Source organism: Acidobacteriota bacterium (assembly GCA_020845575.1).
Taxonomy (GTDB): Bacteria; Acidobacteriota; Vicinamibacteria; order Vicinamibacterales; family Vicinamibacteraceae; genus Luteitalea.
Window position 1 is genome coordinate 18,795 of the sequence record JADLFL010000024.1, and the last position, 18,846, is coordinate 37,640.

An 18,846-nucleotide genomic window follows, 5' to 3' on the forward strand; every position below is an offset into this window, starting at 1 on the left:
GCGCACGATGCGGAACCATCACGACGACCACGACGACTTCGGCGGCCTGCAGCGCGACGTCGCGGCCACCCGGGCCAACCTCGATCGCCGGCGCCTGCTGCGCGTGGTCACCGGTCTCGGTCTTGGCGTGAGCGGCCTACAGGTTCTCGGCTGCGACGAGCAGAGCCCGACGGCGCCGACGACCACCACGACAACGACAACGACCCCCACGCCCACATCGGGCATGTGCAGCCGGATCCCGGAGGAGACGGCGGGGCCGTTCCCCGGCGACGGCTCGAACGGGCCGAACGTCCTCGGCCTCGCCGATGTCGTCAGGAACGACATCCGATCGAGCTTCGGCGGCCTGAGCGGCAGGGCCGAAGGCGTGGGGCTGCAGATCGTGCTGACCATCGTGTCGGCCAGTACGTGCGAGCCCGCGGCGGGGCGGGCCGTCTACCTGTGGCAGTGCGATCGCGAGGGACGATACTCGCTCTACAACGCAGGCGTGACAAACCAGAACTACCTGCGCGGCGTGCAGCAGGCAGACGCCAACGGGCGCGTCACGTTCACGTCGATCTATCCGGGGTGCTACTCGGGCCGGTGGCCGCACATCCACTTCGAGGTGTACCCGAGTCTCGCGGCGGCGTCGAGCGTGGCCAACAAGAGCGCGACATCACAGATCGCACTCCCGAAGGACACGTCAGATCTCGTGTACGCGACAACCGGGTATGCGACGAGCGTGACCAACCTCTCGCGCATCACGCTGGCGACAGATATGGTCTTCAGCGACGGCGTGAACCTCGAGCTGGCCACCGTCACGGGGAGCGTCGAGTCGGGGTTGGTGGCGATGTTGACAGTGGCCGTGTGAGCATCGCGACGGCGCGCGCGAGCGGGCATCTGCCGGAGTAGGATCGCCGTCATGACGCCTGCCGCGGCCCGGCCGCAGACCCGCTACGTCGCCCTGCTTCGCGGCGTGAGCCCCTCGAACGCGAGGATGGCCGATCTCGCGGCGTGTTTCGAGAAGCTGGGCTTCACGGACGTCAGGACGGTGCTGTCGAGCGGCAACGTCGTCTTCACGACGGCGCGGATGTCCGAAGCGAGCCTGGCGAACACCATCGAGGACGGCATGGGAATGCACCTCCCTCGGAGCTTTCCGGCGATCGTGCGCACCGCGAGCCACCTGCAGTCGTTGCTCGAGACCGACCCGTACGCCGCGTTCGACGTTGCGCCAGCGGCCAAACGCGTCGTGACATTCCTGAGCGCACCGCACGCCGGACCGCTGGCACTCCCGATTGCCCTCGACGGCGCCAGCATCCTGGCGATGCGCGGCCGTGAGGTGTTCACGGCGTATGTGCCGGGGGACAAAGGCCCGGTGTTCATGACCCTCATCGAGAAGACGTTCGGCAAGCAGGTGACGACCCGCACGTGGGACACGGTCCGGAAGTGCGCGGTCGCGTGACCTGCTGCGCTCCTGCCCGCCCGCTTACGTCCTGACGGTCGACGGTTGCGCGGGCACGAGACGCAAGCGAGACAGGCACCGCCACGCGCGTGGCGCGTCAGACCGCGTCGTGTCGAAAGCCGCCGTCCGCAGGTCGACGATCTCCAGTACGGGCTCGATCGCGTTGACGATGTCTCGGGCGGACCGGCGCGGTGGGCCTTCTTCGCGCGGTGCGCCTTCCGTGCTGCCGATGAGGCTCAACCACCGTCCGCCTGGCACGAGCGATGCGGCGACCTGCGACGCGAAGCGCGCACGCGCGTCGGCCGCGTCGAAGCCGTGGAACACGCCGCGATCGAACACCAGATCGAAAGGCCCGCCGTCGGGTTGCGTGGCGAGGAAGTCCACGATCTCGAAGCGCCCGGTGCCGGGACCCGGTGCCTGTGCAGCCTTGGCGCGTGCGAGGTCGATGGCGCGATCCGATACGTCGATGCCGACGACGTCGAAACCGCGCGAGGCGAGCCACAGGGCATTCGTGCCGGTACCGCATCCCACTTCGAGCACGCGTGCGTCGGCAAGCCCCGCCTGCTCGACGAAGGCAACCAACGCCTCCTCGGGCGAGCCCGTGTCCCAGGGCGTATCACCGAGTCTGTAGCGTTCGTTCCAGTCGTGATCTGCCATACTCGCGATTGTCGCACCACAGGTGCCTGTCGGCAGCAACGGCACGCGATTGCCGACCCGTGTCCAGGGGCTCTCGTGCCGCGTGGCGTGGCCGCTGGAGTCATCCCGCGGTGTTGACGAGACGCTGGTGAGCCGTCCGTGGACACCGCTCGTCCACGCCCGCGCTGGGTGTTCTCCCTTGCCTGGTTCCGACGCTCGGGTTGGCAGGCGGACCAGCATGCCGTGGCAGGGGCGCCGTGTCGGTGGCACAGTCGCCCGCGCGTGGTGAGCGATCTCCGGCATCGCAGGATGTGTACGACCTCGAGACGACGCGACCCTCCGCGTCGCGTATCGCTGCGGCGTGGGATCGTGGGTGCGCGGTAGTGTTGCGCTGTGTGAACGAGCCGAGGGAGGCCCATGGACGTTGGACCGATGATCGCCGACACGTCGTGGATGACGGTGCTGGCCGTTCTGATCGGCGGTTACGCGCTGAGCGTCGCCGTTTTCCTGATCCTGGAGAACCGCAGCCCGCAGTCGACTTTTGCCTGGTTGTTCCTCCTCCTGATCGTCCCGCTCGGCGGCGTGGTCATCTACGTCCTGTTCGGTCGAGGGCGGCACGCGTTCAGTCGAGAGCGTCGTCTGACCACGCAACTCGACGGGACCACGCTGGCCGATCGTGCTGCCCGCGTGGTCGCTGAGCAGCCGACCACGCTGGCCACGCTCGCCGACGAGCAGCCCGAGTACGGGCAATTGGCCAGCATGCTCTGGAGGTCGGCGCGATCGCCGCTCACACTCGGCAACCGCCTGGAGATTCTTCAGGACGCCCGCGAGAAGTACCCGCGTCTGCTCTCGGACATGCGGAACGCCTCGCACTCGATTCATCTGCTCTACTACGAATGGGCGTCGGATCCCTTTACCGAGGACGTCGGCCGGTTGCTCGCAGACAAGGTGAAGGAGGGCGTACAGGTTCGCATCCTGTACGACCCGGTTGGCAGCTTGACCATGCTCACGCGCCGGTACGTGCGCGAGTTGCGCGAGAAGGGCATCCGGATGCATCCGTTCGCCCCGCTGCGGCAGTTGCACACCCTCAGCTACCGGAATCATCGGAAGGTGGCCGTCCTCGACGGCCGGATCGGCTACTCGGGTGGTCTGAACATGACCGAGAAGCACCTGACGGGCCCCAAGGGCTTCACGGGCTGGCGCGACACGCACGCGCGCGTCTCGGGCGAAGCCGTCCCGATTCTCCAGTCGGTGTTTGCGACCATGTGGCACAACACGACGGGAGAGAGCCTGTTCGATGAGGCGTTCTTTCCGGATGCGCCCCGCACGTCCGACGGCGTCGCGATTCAGGTGGTCAGCGCAGGTCCCGACTCACGGTGGGAGGCCATCCGACAGTCCTACCTGGCGATGATCGCCCTGGCCAGACACCATGTGTACCTGCAGTCGCCGTTCCTCGTTCTGGACACGAGCGTGGCCGAGGCCTTGAAGACGGCCGCGCTGGCGGGCCTGGACGTCCAGGTGATGATCGCGCCAGCCGGTGCGGAGTGGTCGCCGGCGTACCGCGCGGGCTTGACCTATGCCGCCGACATGGCACGCGCCGGGGTCCGTGTCGTTCTGTATCAAGGCGCGTACTTTCACTCGAAGACCGCGTGCGTGGATTCGATCCTGTGCTCGATCGGGTCGGCCAACATGGATATCCGCAGCTTCTCCATCAACTACGAAACGAACCTCGTCATCTACGACAGACGCATCACGCGACAGTTGGAAGCGGACTTCCAGAGGGACCTCGAGCGCTGTGTTCCGTTCACGACAGCCGAGTACCAAGCCCGTACCCGCCGTGCGCGCCTCGTCGATTCGACGTTGCGCCTGTGTTCTCCGTTGTTGTGAGCGCGTGGCCGCCGCCTGTTCACGACCTGGGCACCTCGGCACGCGCCGCGTTGTGCCGTTCGCGCCCGTCCGGTCAGGACCTGGCGTGCGACTGTGCAAGAATTCCCCGTGCCAGACCGTCGGACGGCTGCCGCCCCGCGCCTGCTCCAACCCATCACCATCCGCACACTGACGCTGCGGAATCGCATCGTGTTCCCGCCGGTCACCACCGGCTACGAACACGAAGGGCACGTCACGCCGCGCAGCCGGCACTTCTATCGCACCATCGCCCGTGGCGGCGCCGGGCTCATCGTGATCGGCGACGTGTCGATTCAACCGAGCTTCACGCCCACGCCCTGCGTGTACGACGACAGCTTCGTTCCCGGCCTGCGCGCGCTGGCCGACGACGTGCACGCCGAAGGCGCCTGCATCGCCGCGCAGCTCTTCCATCAGGAGTACGACGCCGCGGCGCTCGGACGCATCGCCCGCAGCGACGGTCGGGCTGCGGCCATGCAGCGCCTCCACCATGACATGGAGCACTACTGCGGCGAGTTGACCCACGACGACATCGCCGCGATTCTCGAACGCTTTCGCGACGCGGCTCGACGCGTGCACGCGGCCGGATTCGACATGATCCAGGTGCATGGCGATCGGCTGCTGGGCATGTTCACCTCCGGCATCCTCAATCGGCGCACCGACGACTACGGCGGACCCTTGCGGAACCGGGCCCGCTTCGCGCTCGAGGTGGTGCGTACGATTCGAGACGCGGCGCCCGAGTTGCCTATCGAGTACAAGCTCCCGATCATCCGCACCGACCCGCCTCTGGGCAAGGGCGGTCCGACGCTGGCGGAAGCCGAGATCATGGTGCCCTGGCTGGAGGAGGCCGGCGTGGCCAGTCTGCACGTCGCGCTGGCCAATCACGGGGCCATCGGGGACACCATCCCGCCCATGGGCACGCAGCCGTTCGGCTGCTTCGTGGACCTGGCCGAGGTCGTCAAGCGCGTCGCCCGCGTCCCTGTCACCGCCGTCGGCCGCATCGTCGACCCGGATTTCGCCGAAGAGCTTCTCGCAGCCGGCAAGGCCGATCTGGTCGGCATCTGCCGCGGCCTCATCGCCGAGCCCGACTGGCCGCGTGGTCTCCAGCCCGAGGCACGCGAGGACCTGCGCCCGTGCATCATGTGCAACCACTGCGCCAGCAGTCTGATGTCGGGCACGGCCATGAGGTGCGCGATCAATGCCACGATCGGCGAGGAAGCCGAGGAGGTCCCGGTGCAGGTCTCGACCCCACGTCGAGTCCTGGTACTCGGAGGCGGCCCTGCCGGCATGGAAGCTGCGCACACGGCCGCCCGGCGTGGGCACCGCGTAACCCTGGTGGAGCAGCGGGACGAACTCGGCGGCCAGCTCGCTCTCTGCGCCACGCCGGTGCACAAGCACGAGATGGCCAAACTCGCGCGCTACCTCATCACCCAGGTGCACAAGCAGGGCGTGCAGGTACGGCTCGGTGTAACGGAGCACCTGTCGGCCGTGCTTGACCGGCACCCCGCCGATGCGGTGGTCGTGGCCACGGGCAGTTCCCCCGCCATGCCCGTGGTACCGGGCATCGAGCGGCCGGAGGTGATGTCGGCGTGGCAGGCCATGGCCGAGGCGGCGCCGAACCGCCGCGAGGTGGTCGTCGTCGGCGGCGGATCGGTGGGTGTGGAGACGGCGCTGCATCTTGCCGCGCATGGCTCGCGCATCACGGTCGTGGAGATGACCGACACGATCGCCACCGGCGAGTCGCCCACCGTCCTGCCGTTCATTCACCGCGAGATCGCCCGCTACGGCATGCGCGTGCTCACCGGGCACCGTCTGCTCGGGATCGACGACGCTGGCGTGCATCTGGCCGCCAACGACGGCGGCGCGCGCTGTGTCAAGGCCGACCAGGTCGTGATGGCCGTCGGAATCCGCCGCAACGCCAGCTTCCGTGACGAACTGACGGCTCTGGGCCTGGAGTGCCACGTCGTCGGCGACTGTGCCGACGACAGCCCAGGCACGATCGCCGCAGCCATTCGCGCTGGCTTCCGGGCCGGCATGTCCGTCTGACCGGCGGCAGCCCGTCCGAGCCCTCGCGGCCCCGCGAAAGCCCGGTCCGCGACGCGCTCTTCCTCCAAGGACGCGCACTTGCGCACCCAGATCGCCATCGGCCGATTACAGCGGCGTCTCGCGCCGCGGCTGCCAACTGGTGTTCTTCCCGCTCCCTGCTGTGTGCACGGGCCGTGCGGGCGTGCTGGCGATCGCTCCGATCAACTGCTCCGGATGGGACACGTCAAGGTCCTTCAGCGATGGACGCAGGCCCAGCGTCTCGAAGAGCGAGCGGATGTGCGGCCTGGGGTCATCCTTCCAGTCCCAGGCTTTCATCTCGTACTGCCTCGCGTGGGTCCAGCCTTTGAGCTGGGTCTCGCGAGTTTCGGCTCGGCGCAGCGTCGAATGTTCTTCCGCGTAGACCATCTCGACGGGACGCCGGAGACGAGTCCATGTCGAACCATCACCTGTCTGGTGCCTGTCGAGACGGGCGGCGAGGTTCGTGGTGAAGCCGACGTAGAGGGAGTCGTCGGAGCAGCGGAGGATGTAGACGAAGAAGGGCACACCGCCGCGATTGCGAGATTGGCGCCATCGAGGTGAAGGCGTGAAATGCGCGATCGCACTCAGGCCAGGTGGTAACCGGAGTTGTCCTTCGACCGGTCAATGGTGGAGGCGGCGGGAGTCGAACGCGACTTGGCGGGTTTTCATAAGTCTTTGATGGTGGCCGGCTTCTGGGCCAAGTCGCGTGAGGTCAGTAGGTTATCGACTGCTGCCGATTCCACTCGCATCCCCTCGATTCACCCGATTTCGTCCGTGTTCCTGGAGAGATAGAGGAGGCGGCGGGACACCGTGCCCGCCGCCTCCAACACGGCACGATCAACCTTTCCGCTTCAGCCGTTCAACTTCGGCATGGAAGGCAGGGGGCAACTCGGCGATCAGCGTCTCGATGTCGCGCACCTGGTGCTGCACCGTCAGCACGACGATGCCCTGCGGCATGAGGTCGTAGATCACGAAGTGCTGCCGCGCAGGGATCATCAGGAAAGGAGCCGAGCGGTGCTGCCGAAGGCGCCCCTGGTCCGGGCTGACCGCTGCATCGCGCAACGCTGCGTACAGGTCGGCGAGGTAGCGGTCGGCCACGTCCTTGCCCCATTCACGGCGGGACCGCGCGTGGATGCGGCGCAGGTCGCGCGCCGCCGTGCGAGTCAGCAGGAAAGTCGCGGCCGGTGGCCCGTCATTTCCAGCCATCGGCTTCCTTGCGGTCGAGCGTCTTCATATCAGTCTTGAAGTCGCCGCTCGACGCAAAGACGCGGCCGGCCGCCACGTCGCGGTAGCCGCTCAGGATGGCGTCCTGCACGATCGCTCCCTCGCGCCGCTCCATGTCGCGGCGGATCAGATCACGCACGTATTCGCTGGGAGTCTCATAGAGGCCATCTTCGCCGACCATCCGCTCGACGAACTCGGCCAAGGGCTGGGACAGGCGGGCGTTGATACGTTCGGACATGGGAGCCTTCATTGTCGCACGAGATGGGCACAGCTGTCGCAACTATTGCCCATTGTTCCGCCAATAAGACCCCCTGCCGATCGTTGGAGGCCGTCCACCGCACTGGAATTCGTCCTCCATCATTCGAGGCACCCCCTAATCGTCAGGGCGGTCTTCTTCAGCTCGGCCGAGTCGAGGCCCTTGCCGTCCTCCTCCGCTGACGTGAAGAGCGTCTTGCCCTCGGCGAACCCGTTCTTCCCGTACCAGGTTCGCTTCCACTCCCAGCCGCGCTTGTAGTTGGGGCGGCTGAGCATCCCGAGGTGTTCCCAAACCAGCAGGTCGCCATCGGCGGTGACGAACGAGAAGTCGGGGCGCAGACGGCCCGCCGCGATCGTCCCGTCCAGCACGCGCTCGTACTCGTAGGGGATGCCGAGCTGGAACAGCATGTTTGCGATCACCAGCTCCGACTTGCTGCGCACCAGATGGCCCTTCTCGGTGCGGTGGATCAGGTGCTCGGCGAAGGGCACTGAGTCGTCGGCGGCGCGGATGACGCTCTGGAAGATGTTCGTGTTGCGGCGCGCGGTCTCCGAGCACTCCGGTCGGGTGAGGTCGAAGAGGCCCGTCGCGTCGTCGCCCTCGATGAGCAGCACGAGCTGCTCAGCCGAGCGGCGTGTCGTCGAAGGAAGTGGCGATTCGGGTGCATCTGTTTCCGCTCTTTGGAGACCGGCGCCTGGACACGATCACGACCGAAGACCTGCAGCACCTGAAGTCGGCGATGGTGGCCCGGTCACCGAAGACCGTCAACAACGTGTTGACGGCGCTGAGCGTGATGCTACGGACTGCCGTCGAATGGGACGTGATCGAACGCGTCCCCTGCACGATCAAGCTGCTGAAGACGCCGAAGGCGACGGCCGCGTTTCACGACTTCGAGGCGTACGAGCGGCTGGTCGAAGCCGCGCGGAAGGACGACCTGGCGTACCTGATCGTGTTGCTGGGCGGCGAAGCGGGCCTCCGGTGCGGCGAGATCATGGCGCTCGAGTGGTCCAACGTCGATCAGAAGAAGCGGCAGTTGTGCGCCGCCCAATCCGAATGGAAAGGGCACGTGACTGCGCCGAAGGGTGGACGGCTGCGATACGTGCCGTTGACTCGGCGACTGGCCGAGGCGCTGAACGGCGCGCGGCACCTGCGGAGCCAGCGGGTGCTGTGCGACCGGGACGGCAAGTCGGTCACGCAGAAGGTCGTCCAGGTGACCGTGCGGCGGGCTGCCAGGCGGGCGAACGTGAAGCCGGGGATTCACATCCTGCGACACACGTTCTGTTCGCACCTGGCGATGCGTGGGGCGCCGGCGAGGGCGATTCAGGAGCTCGCCGGACATCAGGACCTCTCGACCACGCAGCGCTACATGCACCTGAGCCCGGCTGCGATCGACGCGACCATCAGGTTGCTGGAGACAGGAACGGAGGTGGCCGCCGCCGTGGAGAAATAGAGGAGGCGGCGGGAACGGGGCAGGTCAGAGGCTCAGTCGAAGCAAAGGTTGGCTTGCCAGCCGAAGCTCGCAAGTGACTGAGCAGGCCCACCTTCGCCGAAGGCTACGGTGGGCAACCTTCGCCTGAATCGCGAGCGAAGGTTGGTGGAGGCGGCGGGAGTCGAACCCGCGTCCGAGGGCGCATCGCCGCAGAACTCTACGTGCGTGTCCGCTCTTGCAATCTCACCACCAGCCTCGAAGAGCGACGAGAAAAAGCTGGCAGCCAGTCCCGGTGGATCTCACCCCCGCTTGCCGGAACACCCGGCGGGGGCCAGCCCTCTGAATGGCGCGTCATCCCCGGTCGAGGGCGCTCTGGAGCGACGCGTCGCCGTCAATTAAGCGGCGAGTGCAAGCTGCGGTTCCGCAGTTACATTTGGTTTCCGAACGGTTTTACGAGGAAGCTCGGAGTCCTCGGCACGCATTCCACGGGTCCACACCTCCGTCGAAGCCGTGACGCCCCCACAAGAGATGCCGCAGCGGCCTGCCGCCAGTTCTGAACACTCCCGTGCCAGCACTGACGCCACGATCTCACCGCGACCCGCTGTCGGTCAGCCGACCCCTGCGCAGAAACTGCGATTGGAGGCAAGGGCCCTTGCTGACGATATTGCAAGTGTACGTCGCGAGAACGTCGGGGTCAACGCGAATTCGCGCGGAAATCCCGGTGATTTGCGCGCCTTGACGAGGTGGTATGCGCTTCGCATAATCCCCGCACGGCCAGCCAGTCGCGCGTGGGAGCAGACGCTCGCCATCCAGGACGACCATGTCGATCGAGACCCGCATCACCGAGGCCGTCAGCACGGCCGTTCGCCGCCTGGACGAGGACGTCCGCGCCCGGATCGCCACCATCACCGACGAACTTCGCGCCGAAACCGTCGCCGCGGCGGCCGAGTCGGACGCTGCGTACGCAGACGCGACGCGCGCGCTCGAGGAGACCGCCAGGTCCCTCGAGGAGCAGGTGACCCAGGCGCGCGCGGACATCGACGACCGCGACCGCCGGCTCGCCGACCTGGAGGCGCAGGTCGTCTCCGATCGCGAGGCGCACGCATCGGCCCTCGAGCAACTCGAGCGTCAGCTCGCCAGCGCCGCCGAGGCACACACGGCGGCGCTCGCACAGCTCCGCCAGGACGCCGATGGCGCCCTCGGCGAGGCCGAGCAGGCCCTCACCGACGTCATTCGCCAGGCGCAGTCGCGCGATGGGCAGGCTGTCGCGCGGGCCGACGCATCATCCGCAGCGCGGGATACCGCGGCCGGCATGCAGTCGCTCGCCCAGACACTCACGCGCATGGACGATGCGGCGACGTTGAGTGAGGTGCTCGACGTGTTGAGTGACGGCCTCACGGCGCAGGCGCCGCGCAGTGCGGTGCTCGTGGTGCAGGACGACACGGCCCGCGTGTGGCGCCGCAACGGCCTTGCGCAGGATGCGCCCGCGATTGGCGCCGATCTGCGTCTCTCGGAGCACGACGATCTCAAGGCGATCCTCGATACTGCCGCGCCGGCCGTCGTCGAAGCGGCATCGGACGAGCGCACTGTGCTCGGTCTTGCCGTGCTTCCGGCAGGGCAGCAGGGGTTGGCCGTGCCCGTGGCGATCGGCGGACAGGTGGCGGCGCTCGCCTACGCCGATGGTGGGGCGGATGGCGCGGGCCTCACGCCCGGGTGGACCGACGGCGTGGAGATCCTCGCGCGTCACGCGGCGCGTTGCCTCGAAACGCTCACGGCCATGCGCGCCGCCGGCTACGCGCGTTCACAGCGTCCCGCCGTTGTCGTGCCGATGCCGCCGCACCTGCGCGTGGTGCAGCGCCCCACGCTCGACACGCCCGTCGGCGACGCCATCGAGCAGGCTCGCCGCGTGGCGCGACTGCTCGTCTCGGAGATTCGTCTGAACAAGGAAGCCGACGTGATGGAAGGTCGCGCACAGGGCGATCTCGGCACACGGCTTGGCGACGACATCGATCGCGCTCGTCGTCAGTACCTGCAGCGCGTGGCTGACGCGCTGCCTGGACGCGACGCACTGTTTGACGAAGAGATCATCCGCACCCTGGCCAACGGCGACGCCGAGCTGCTGAAGACAGGCTCGTAGGAATATGCCTGCCGCGCCGCAGCGACGAAGACGCGACGGCGGGCCGACTACCGGATGGCGAATGACGAGAGCCTGTCTCGACCAAGCGCGAAGCGCGTAGTCGGGACGGATGTGTGATGATGGGCTTCGTCGAGTGAAGCCAATCGGCCATCGGGTAACGGGCATCGGGCATGGTGAAGCGTGAGCGAGTGACGGGACGTGTGCTGGTACCGGCCACCATCGGGATGGCGGCGCTCATCTCGGCAGGCTGGATCGGCAGCGCGTGGCAGCCGCGCGTGTCCTACACGACACAGGCCGCGCAGCAGGTCGCGCCGACGGCACATCTTCCTGTGCCCGCGCGGATCGAAGACGCGTGGCTCGTCCCAGACACCGACGCCCGTCAGCGCATTGCGCAGCGCGCCGGCGTTCGCGCGCTCCGCACGGCATCGGAGGCCACGCGCGCGAATCGCTTCGACGCGGCCGCGTCGACACTTGCCACTGCGGATCTCGGTGGCACACCCCTCGAACCCTACGCCGAGTATTATCGCGCCCTCGCCGATCTGCGCCTGCGCAAGTCTGCCCCTGCACGTGCGCGACTCGAGAGCTTGCGTCGCTCGCTCAGTGCGGGGCGCCTGCGACAACTGGCTCTGAGCGCCGAAGCCGAAGCCGCCCTGAGTCTGGGCGATCCGGCTGGCGCCGCGTTGGTGCTCGAAGACCTGTACCCGGGGCTCACGAGCAACAGGGACGTCGTGCTCGATCAGTGGGCCACCGCCCTGCGTGCGGCGGGACGTCCGGACGAGGCCGCGCGCCTGTGGCTGCGTCTTTATTACGAATTCCCTACGAGCAACCTCGCCGAGCCGGCCCGCCGGCAGGCCGATCTCACGCTGCAGGGCACCACGGTCGGCACACCGGACGCATTCCCGCGCGATTTCACGCGCGCCGAGGCGCTGCTTGCGGCAGGCAGGCGTGCCGACGCCGAGGGCGCCCTTCGACGTCTCGAGGCCATCGCGCCAGCCACGGCCGAGGCCGGCGAGCGACAGGCGCGTCTGGACCGCGTGCGGCTGCGTCTCGCGGAGGCCGTCTGTGCGCAGAAGCGGTGCGCGACGATGGCCGGGGCGCTGACGGAGTTGGCGAGCCGTGGCGTGGCGCCAGGCGAGACGCAGTACCTGCTGATGGTGGCGCGTCGCGAACTCGGCAACGCCGCGGAATCACGCCAGGCGTTCGACGCGCTCGTGGCCCTGGCACCGGGTACTGCCGCCGACGTGTGGGTGGAACGCGCGCTCAACGAGCAGGGGACCGCTCTCATCAGGGCGGACGCCGACGCGGACGCCGCCGCCACGTTCCGCCAGCTGTTCGACCGCAATCCATCCGGGCGATTCGCCGAGCGCGCCGCGTGGAAGTACGGCTGGTGGTGCTACCGCACGGGGCGCTTCGATGAGACGGCTCGCGTCTTCGAACTTGCGGCAGCGACAATCCCGCGCGCGAACACGCGCCCGGCATGGCTCTATTGGGCGGGTCGCGCGCGTGAACGCAGCGGCGACACCGACGGGGCGCGCCAGCGTCTGACCATCGCCGCCGTCGACTACCTGCAGTCCTACTACGGGCGCCTCGCCGCCGACGCGCTCACGCGACTCGGTGCGCCGGTGCCCTCCGACCGTAGCCTCGTGGCCAGCGTGCACGTCGCGACGATCGGCGGAACCCTGTCGGGTCCTTCGACTGCCGACGATGGTGCCGCCACGAACGAGGACGCGACCGTCGCCGCGTCACGCGATGCGACGGGCTCCATCGGCACGCTGGCCACCGACGATGAGCCGCCGACGGCGGAGATGATTTCGTGGCTCGTGTCGGCCGGCATGTTCGACGAGGCGATCCAGGAGATGGCGTACGCGCAGCGCGCGCATGGCCGTTCGCCGAAGCTCGATGCCACGCTCGCGTGGGTCTACCGGCAGCAGGGCGAGATCCGGCCGGCGATCAACACGATGCGCCAGGCGTATCCGCAGTATCTGTCGGTGGACGGCGACGCACTCCCGCGCGAGATTCAGGAAGTCATCTTCCCGCTCGACTACGTGCCGCTCATTAAGCGTTACGCCACGCAGAATCAGGTCGATCCCTTCCTGGTGGCGGCGCTCATCGGCCAGGAGTCCTCGTACGTGGCCGATGTGAAGTCGCCGGCCAACGCCTGGGGACTGATGCAGATCCTGCCGTCTACGGGCCGGCAGATTGCCCGCACCGAAGGCGTGGCGGTGTTCCGGACGCAGATGCTGACCGATCCCGAGACGAACGTGCGCCTCGGCACGCGCCACCTCGCCGGGCTGATCCGGAACCATGGCGGCGTCCCGTACGCGCTCGCCGCATACAATGCCGGCCCGGCGCGCGTGATCCGGTGGAAGGCCGAACGTCCTGGCGTCGAACAGGCCGAGTTCATCGACGACATCCCGTTCCCGGAGACGCAGATCTACGTGAAGAAGATCCTCGGGACCGCCGTGGACTACCGTCGCCTCTACGCGAAGGTGTTGGCAGAGTAGAATCTGGGCGTGGCCCATACATTCTCAGCGAACGCCCCGGCGTGGACGCTGCCGGCCCGGCAGCCACGCGCTCTGACCATCCAGTTCGGCCTCGTGCTCTGCGCGGCCTGGCTGCTGCCCGCGGCCATCCACGCGCTCGGCCTGCCCGTCCGGCAACTCCTTCCGATGCACTGGCCCGCGATCCTCGCCGGTCTCGTGTACGGGTGGCGGTCCGGCGCGGTGATTGGCGCGGCATCGCCGATCGTGAGCTACCTGATCGCGGGCATGCCGCGTCCCGAGGTGCTGCCGTCGATGACCTTCGAGCTCGCCGCGTACGGCGCGATCGCGGGGTTCATGGTGGAAGGACTCGGTCGTGGCCGCTTCCTGGCGACGCTGGCCTCGGTTGTCGGCGGCCGGCTCGTGTTCCTCGCCGTCATGCTCGGCACCGGCGCGATCGCCACGCCGTTTGCGACGTACCTGACAGCCGCGATGGTTCCCGGCCTCGCCGCGGCGGCGGCCCAGGTCGTGCTTCTGCCGCTGCTGGCCAACTACTGGGTGAAGCGCGAACAGCGAGCCTAGGGGCGACGTGCGAGTCCGTCAGGCAAAGCGGACCAGGAGGCGCGCTTCGGCGGCGGCGAGCGTCTCCTCCTTCTTGCAGAAGCAGAACCGCAGGCTGTGGCGTCCGCCGGTGCCGGGGCGATGGAAACTGCTGCCAGGCACGGCCGCCACGCCGACGTCGGCGGCCAGCCAGCGCGCCACGCTGACATCGTCGTCTGCGTCGGGCCCCTTGCCGCGGGCGCGCGCCCGGGCCACGGGCTCGCGCAAGTCCGTCATCACGTAGTACGCGCCGTCCGGCACGTGTGGCGCGAAGCCGCATCGGTCGAGCATGGACACGCATCGCTGCCGGCGGGCATCGTAGTGTGCGGCCAGCGACCCGAAGTACGTGTCGGGCAGCCGCAGCGCGAACGCCGCGGCCTCCTGCAGCGGCGCCGGCGCGCCCACGGTGAGGAAATCGTGCACCTTGCGGATCGCGCCGGCCAGCGCCGGCGGCGCAATCGCCCAGCCCACGCGCCATCCCGTCACGCTGAACGACTTCGAGAGACTGCTGATCGTCACGGTTCGATCGGCCATGCCTGGCAGCGTGCACAGCGGGATGTGCCGTGCGTCTCCGTACACGATGAACTCGTAGATCTCGTCGGTGATGGCGAGCAGGTCGTGCTCGTGGCAGAGCGCGGCCACGAGCGCGAGTTCGTCGCGCGAGAAGACCTTCCCCGTGGGATTGTGCGGCGAGTTGAGGATGATGGCGCGCGTGCGCGTCGTGACGGCCGCGCGCAGTTGGTCGGGGTCGATCGACCAGTCGGGTTCGTGCAGCCGCACGTAGCGTGGCGTGGCGCCCGACAGGATCGCGTCGGGGCCGTAGTTCTCGTAGAACGGCTCGAAGACGATCACCTCGTCGCCGGGATCCACGGTGGCGAGGAGCGTCGCGATCATGGCTTCGGTGGATCCGCAGCACACCGTCACCTGGCGGTCGGGATCGATCGCAACGTCGTAGTGCCGCCGCATGTGTTCGCCGATCGCGGCTCGCAACGGTGCCGCACCCCACGTCACCGCGTACTGGTTCATATCGTCGGCCACCGCGCGCATCGCGGCAGCCTTGACTTCCTCGGGTGCGGGAAAGTCAGGGAAACCCTGCGAGAGATTGACGGCGCCATGCGCGAGCGCGACGCGCGTCATCTCGCGGATGACCGATTCGGTGAAGCGGGACGCCTTCTCTGATACGTACACGGGGACAGGGTAATGACGAATGCCGGCAACGGGCAACGGGCAACCGGTTGAATGCCCCCGGCACGTGACACTGGCGTTGGTGGCCACCTCTGAGCGGCCGAGGGTCAGTGTGTCCGGTTGCCGGCGTTGTCGATCACGTACACCCGCCTGCGGGTGTCGGAGGCGAACAGGGTCACGCCGTCGATGCGGCTCAGGGCGGCGACGACGTCGGGATGGCTGATGGCGTCGATGACGATGTGGGTGACGCCGGCGCGGCGGAGGGTGTCGATGGCTGATGGAGCGGGGAACGACTCGAAGGCCAGATAGTGCTCCACGTAGCTTCGCGGCGTGTAGCCGGAGTAGCCGTTGAGCAGCGGCTTCCAGTGCGCGACCGAGGCGTGAACGGCGGTAGCATTCACGGCAACACGTTCCGGCTCGGGAAAGGGCAATTCCGCCACGACGGCGTGCGGGACGTCCGCGAGCGCCTTGTAGACGGCCGGGATTCCCTCGAACGGCACGAACGCCATCGGGACGCGGGCGTTCTCCACGTTGACCGCCACGACAACCAGGGCGCCGACGATGTGTGCGGCGCGTACGCGGCGCGACGCCATGAGGTGCGCGCGCCATCCCGCCAGTCCGAACGCACCGACGACGCCCACGGCGAGGAGCGGGAGCAGGGCAAAGCGTGCGACGGCACGGATACCCTGGAGCACCGGAATCGTGTCGTAGAGGAACGTGTAACCGGGCAGTGACGGACCGAAGCTGAGCGCGGCGCCGGCGATGCCGATGGCGAGCCACATCCGTGCGCGAGCGTCGCGCCACGCAAGGCCGGAGCCGATCGCGAGCAGTGCCAGCCCCCACGGCACCGCGCCAGGGAACGCGGCGGAGTTCGCGTCGCGATAGAGCGGCGCGTTCCACGTCTCGTAGTGGACACGTGCGCCGGTGGCCACGAAGTTCAGCCACGTTCCCGCGTAGCGCTGCACCTCGTCGACCGATCGCGTCAGCCCCTGGTCCTGTCGCACTTCGTAGTACTGGTACAGGAACGGCGACACGAGCAGCACCGCGCCCAGCGCCGCGCCGGCCAGCAGTGGCATGCGCGTACGCCACTGCTGGCCCGTCCACTCGCCGATCCGCGCGATGGCACCGGCGATGAGGGCGATGGCCGTCATCACGAGCAGGTAGCCGGAGCACAGCATCTGGAGCGCGCTCCACAGGCCCAGCCGCACCGCGTCACGTCGCGACCCCCGCCTCACCACATCGTCGAGTGCGAGCAGCGCGAGCGGCAGGAACTCCAGGTGCATCGCCTGGATGTGCGCCATGCGCGTGAGTGTGTCGGTGTTGAACGCCGCGAGGCTTCCGGCAGCGATGGCCGCATACCAGTCGCCCGTCCAGCGGCGTACGACGAGCGCCATCGCCAGGCCCGTGAGGGCGAGTCCGCACCAGAGCGTGACGTTGTAGGCCAGCACCGGCGACCCTCCGACCCAGACCACCGGTGCAGAGAAGAGCGCGGGGACGACGAGATGTTCGGAGAACGCGAGCGTCCGCGGCTCGGGGTAGAAGATGTTGGCGTCAAACAGCGACAACGGGTGCGTGACGAGCGCGTGCGCGACCCATCCGAGGATCCACTGGTTGAGGAGTCCGTCCGCGCTGTCGGTGCGCGAGAGTGTGGATGGCGCCGTGACGAGCGGCCACGTGTGCAGGAGCGCGAGCGCCACGAACAGCACGCCCGTCAGCGCGATGGCGCGACGCGACGGCGCGTCGTCGTGTGCTACCGCGGCACTCCGATGATCTCGTAGAGCCACACGTCGCTTTCGATGGAAACGGGACGCACGTACGCCGCGTACTGCTCCAGTCGCTCGCGGAGTCGCTGGCGGCTGACGCTGTCGTACAGGCGCGCGTGGAAGATGGCGTATCGCGCCTGATGACGATCGACGAGTACCTGCAGCGAATCGGCCGTGGGGAAACTGCTGATGCGCACGACCTCGTCGCGGAACCACTGCGGAATGTGATCGCTGTACCCGTTCACCATCGGCTGCCAGTGGTACGTGGAGTACAGCATGTAGCGCGCGTGGCGCGGGAAGTCGCTGCGGATGTACCAGAACGGCAATTCCACCACGGCCCCACGCGGCAGCGTGGCGAGCCGACGGTAGACGTCCGGGACGGTGGGACCGTTCTCCAGACGGATGGGTGCCGTCGCGTATTCGGCGCAGAACAGCGCGGCGACCAGCACGCTCGCGATCGTGCGCGTGCGCGGGGTGCGCCGTTCGAGCAGCGTCTGCAGCGCCACGAGGGCCAGGACACCGAGCGCAAGCACGACGAGGATGCCGAAGCGTCCCGGGGCGCGCAGGAACGTGAAGACGGGGATGGCGTGGTAGAGGACGGTGTAGAGGCCGGCCTTCGGTCCGAAACTCGCCCAGAACGCGATGGCCGCCACGAGCCCGTAGAACAGCGTCGTCTCACGCCGACGTACGGGGCCGAGCAGCAAGTCGGGTCGGGCCCGGAGAGCCGACTCTGCCTCGACGTCGGAGGACGAGGGCAGGGTCGGCTCTCCGAGCCCGAGCCTCTGCCGCCGTAGTCCGACGACGAGTCCGACGACAGCCAGCGCCGTCAGCAGGAAGCCCGGGAACAACACTTCGTTCCACTGGCCGAGCCACGGCAGCATCCACCGATGCGCCCACGCCGACGAGGCGAGCCAGGCCTGCCAGTCCGCCGAGTACATCGCCGCGTCTTCGAGCAATCGCGTGAAGCCGAAGTCCTGCTTGACGCGGACATATGGCACGAAGAACGGGCCGACGATCGCCAGACTCGTGACGGCGCCTGTCGCGATCGCGGTCCAGTAGGACCTGACGCGCCAGAGTCCGCGCGACACGCCGTAGAACACGGTACCGAGGCCGACGGTGAGGCCCGCGAAGATGCCGAAGTACGCGCACGCCAGCGCCTGGATGGCCAGCGCCACGCCGAGCCACGCTCCGCCGCGCGCGGTGGGCCGCTCGACGATGCGATGGAAGGCCTGCAGTGCCAGCGGCATCCCGAACGTCATCATCAACTGGATGTGCGCGGTGCGAGCGAAGAGGTACGGACAGTACGTGAACGCGATGGCGAACGCCGCGGAGGCGGCGGCCGTGGCGCCGAGTGACTCGGCGAACGCCCACGCCAGCACGAAGGACAGGACGAGTCCCGTCATGATCGCGCCGTTGTGCGTGGCGTAGGGGTTGCCACCCGTCGCGAGGTGGAACGGCACGCCGAGCGCGCCCGTGACGACGTTGGCTTCCGAGTAGGCGAGCGTGTCGCGGTCGGGATGGAAGATGTTGGCCTGGAAGAGGGCCGTCGGCTCGGTGGTGAGCGCGTGCGCGACCCACGTGACGCTCCACAGGCTCCACTCGCCGTCTCCGAAATTCAGGCGCGCGGCGCTGCCGAATCTCGCGGCCATCGGCCATGTCATGGCGACGGCAAGGAGCACGCCCAGCGCCACGCGGACGCTCCATGTCGCGGTGCGTCCGAGCGGCATGCGGGCGT

At 68.2% G+C, this 18,846-nt stretch carries 16 protein-coding genes and 1 other RNA gene; 8 read left to right on the plus strand and 9 right to left on the minus strand.

Translation table 11 applies throughout. The features are described 5' to 3' along the window. The first annotated feature begins 7 nt into the window (after positions 1-7). Positions 8-847, plus strand: a complete 840-nt coding sequence (locus IT182_07455; GenBank protein MCC6163171.1) for an intradiol ring-cleavage dioxygenase — start codon at positions 8-10, stop codon at positions 845-847. Between the two features lie 51 nt (positions 848-898). Continuing rightward, the gene (locus tag IT182_07460) at positions 899-1,438 is read left to right on the plus strand and encodes a DUF1697 domain-containing protein (protein ID MCC6163172.1); all 540 of its coding nucleotides are present in this window, start codon (positions 899-901) and stop codon (positions 1,436-1,438) included. A gap of 24 nt (positions 1,439-1,462) precedes the next feature. Here IT182_07460 and IT182_07465 read toward each other — a convergent pair whose 3' ends face one another. Continuing rightward, positions 1,463-2,095 carry a class I SAM-dependent methyltransferase gene (locus IT182_07465; GenBank protein MCC6163173.1) on the minus strand — a complete coding sequence of 211 codons (633 nt, stop codon included), beginning with the start codon at positions 2,093-2,095 and terminating at the stop codon, positions 1,463-1,465. 396 nt (positions 2,096-2,491) lie between these two features. On the opposite strand from IT182_07465, the gene cls reads away from it, so the two are divergent. Together cls and IT182_07475 are read left to right on the plus strand one after the other, a co-directional pair. Beyond that, a complete protein-coding gene (cls, locus tag IT182_07470) occupies positions 2,492-3,961 on the plus strand; it encodes a cardiolipin synthase (GenBank protein ID MCC6163174.1) in 1,470 nt (489 codons plus the stop codon). 108 nt (positions 3,962-4,069) lie between these two features. Further along, on the plus strand, positions 4,070-6,022 hold the full coding sequence (locus tag IT182_07475) for an FAD-dependent oxidoreductase (GenBank protein ID MCC6163175.1): 1,953 nt from the start codon (positions 4,070-4,072) through the stop codon (positions 6,020-6,022). Between the two features lie 105 nt (positions 6,023-6,127). On the opposite strand, the gene IT182_07480 is transcribed toward IT182_07475, so the two are convergent. The 4 genes from IT182_07480 to IT182_07495 form a co-directional block, all read right to left on the minus strand. Beyond that, the gene (locus IT182_07480; protein MCC6163176.1) at positions 6,128-6,565 is read right to left on the minus strand and encodes a GIY-YIG nuclease family protein; all 438 of its coding nucleotides are present in this window, start codon (positions 6,563-6,565) and stop codon (positions 6,128-6,130) included. Between the two features lie 312 nt (positions 6,566-6,877). Beyond that, positions 6,878-7,246 carry a type II toxin-antitoxin system RelE/ParE family toxin gene (locus IT182_07485; GenBank protein MCC6163177.1) on the minus strand — a complete coding sequence of 123 codons (369 nt, stop codon included), beginning with the start codon at positions 7,244-7,246 and terminating at the stop codon, positions 6,878-6,880. Beyond that, positions 7,233-7,502 carry a CopG family transcriptional regulator gene (locus IT182_07490; protein MCC6163178.1) on the minus strand — a complete coding sequence of 90 codons (270 nt, stop codon included), beginning with the start codon at positions 7,500-7,502 and terminating at the stop codon, positions 7,233-7,235. The genes IT182_07485 and IT182_07490 overlap by 14 nt, the downstream gene beginning before the upstream one ends. A 119-nt stretch (positions 7,503-7,621) precedes the next feature. Further along, positions 7,622-8,131 (minus strand): hypothetical protein, encoded by a 510-nt coding sequence (locus IT182_07495; protein MCC6163179.1) that lies wholly within the window; start codon positions 8,129-8,131, stop codon positions 7,622-7,624. 20 nt (positions 8,132-8,151) lie between these two features. Between IT182_07495 and IT182_07500 the strand changes: the two genes are divergently transcribed. Beyond that, positions 8,152-8,967 (plus strand): site-specific integrase, encoded by an 816-nt coding sequence (locus IT182_07500; protein ID MCC6163180.1) that lies wholly within the window; start codon positions 8,152-8,154, stop codon positions 8,965-8,967. 142 nt (positions 8,968-9,109) lie between these two features. On the opposite strand, the gene ssrA is transcribed toward IT182_07500, so the two are convergent. Further along, positions 9,110-9,467: a transfer-messenger RNA gene (gene ssrA, locus IT182_07505) on the minus strand. 299 nt (positions 9,468-9,766) lie between these two features. On the opposite strand from ssrA, the gene IT182_07510 reads away from it, so the two are divergent. The 3 genes from IT182_07510 to IT182_07520 all read left to right on the plus strand — a co-directional run bounded on the left by IT182_07510 (position 9,767) and on the right by IT182_07520 (position 14,145). Next, positions 9,767-11,083 (plus strand): hypothetical protein, encoded by a 1,317-nt coding sequence (locus tag IT182_07510; protein MCC6163181.1) that lies wholly within the window; start codon positions 9,767-9,769, stop codon positions 11,081-11,083. Between the two features lie 170 nt (positions 11,084-11,253). Then, a complete protein-coding gene (locus IT182_07515) occupies positions 11,254-13,587 on the plus strand; it encodes a transglycosylase SLT domain-containing protein (GenBank protein ID MCC6163182.1) in 2,334 nt (777 codons plus the stop codon). Positions 13,588-13,596: 9 nt separating this feature from the next. Then, entirely contained in the window at positions 13,597-14,145 is a 549-nt protein-coding gene (locus IT182_07520) for an ECF transporter S component (protein ID MCC6163183.1), read from the plus strand. Between the two features lie 18 nt (positions 14,146-14,163). On the opposite strand, the gene IT182_07525 is transcribed toward IT182_07520, so the two are convergent. From IT182_07525 to IT182_07535, 3 genes are all read right to left on the minus strand, one after another. Then, entirely contained in the window at positions 14,164-15,300 is a 1,137-nt protein-coding gene (locus tag IT182_07525; GenBank protein ID MCC6163184.1) for an aminotransferase class I/II-fold pyridoxal phosphate-dependent enzyme, read from the minus strand. Positions 15,301-15,455: 155 nt separating this feature from the next. After that, entirely contained in the window at positions 15,456-17,132 is a 1,677-nt protein-coding gene (locus IT182_07530; protein ID MCC6163185.1) for a hypothetical protein, read from the minus strand. Further along, the gene (locus IT182_07535; protein MCC6163186.1) at positions 17,099-18,838 is read right to left on the minus strand and encodes a hypothetical protein; all 1,740 of its coding nucleotides are present in this window, start codon (positions 18,836-18,838) and stop codon (positions 17,099-17,101) included. Before IT182_07535 ends, IT182_07530 begins: the two co-directional genes overlap by 34 nt. Positions 18,839-18,846: the final 8 nt, after the last annotated feature.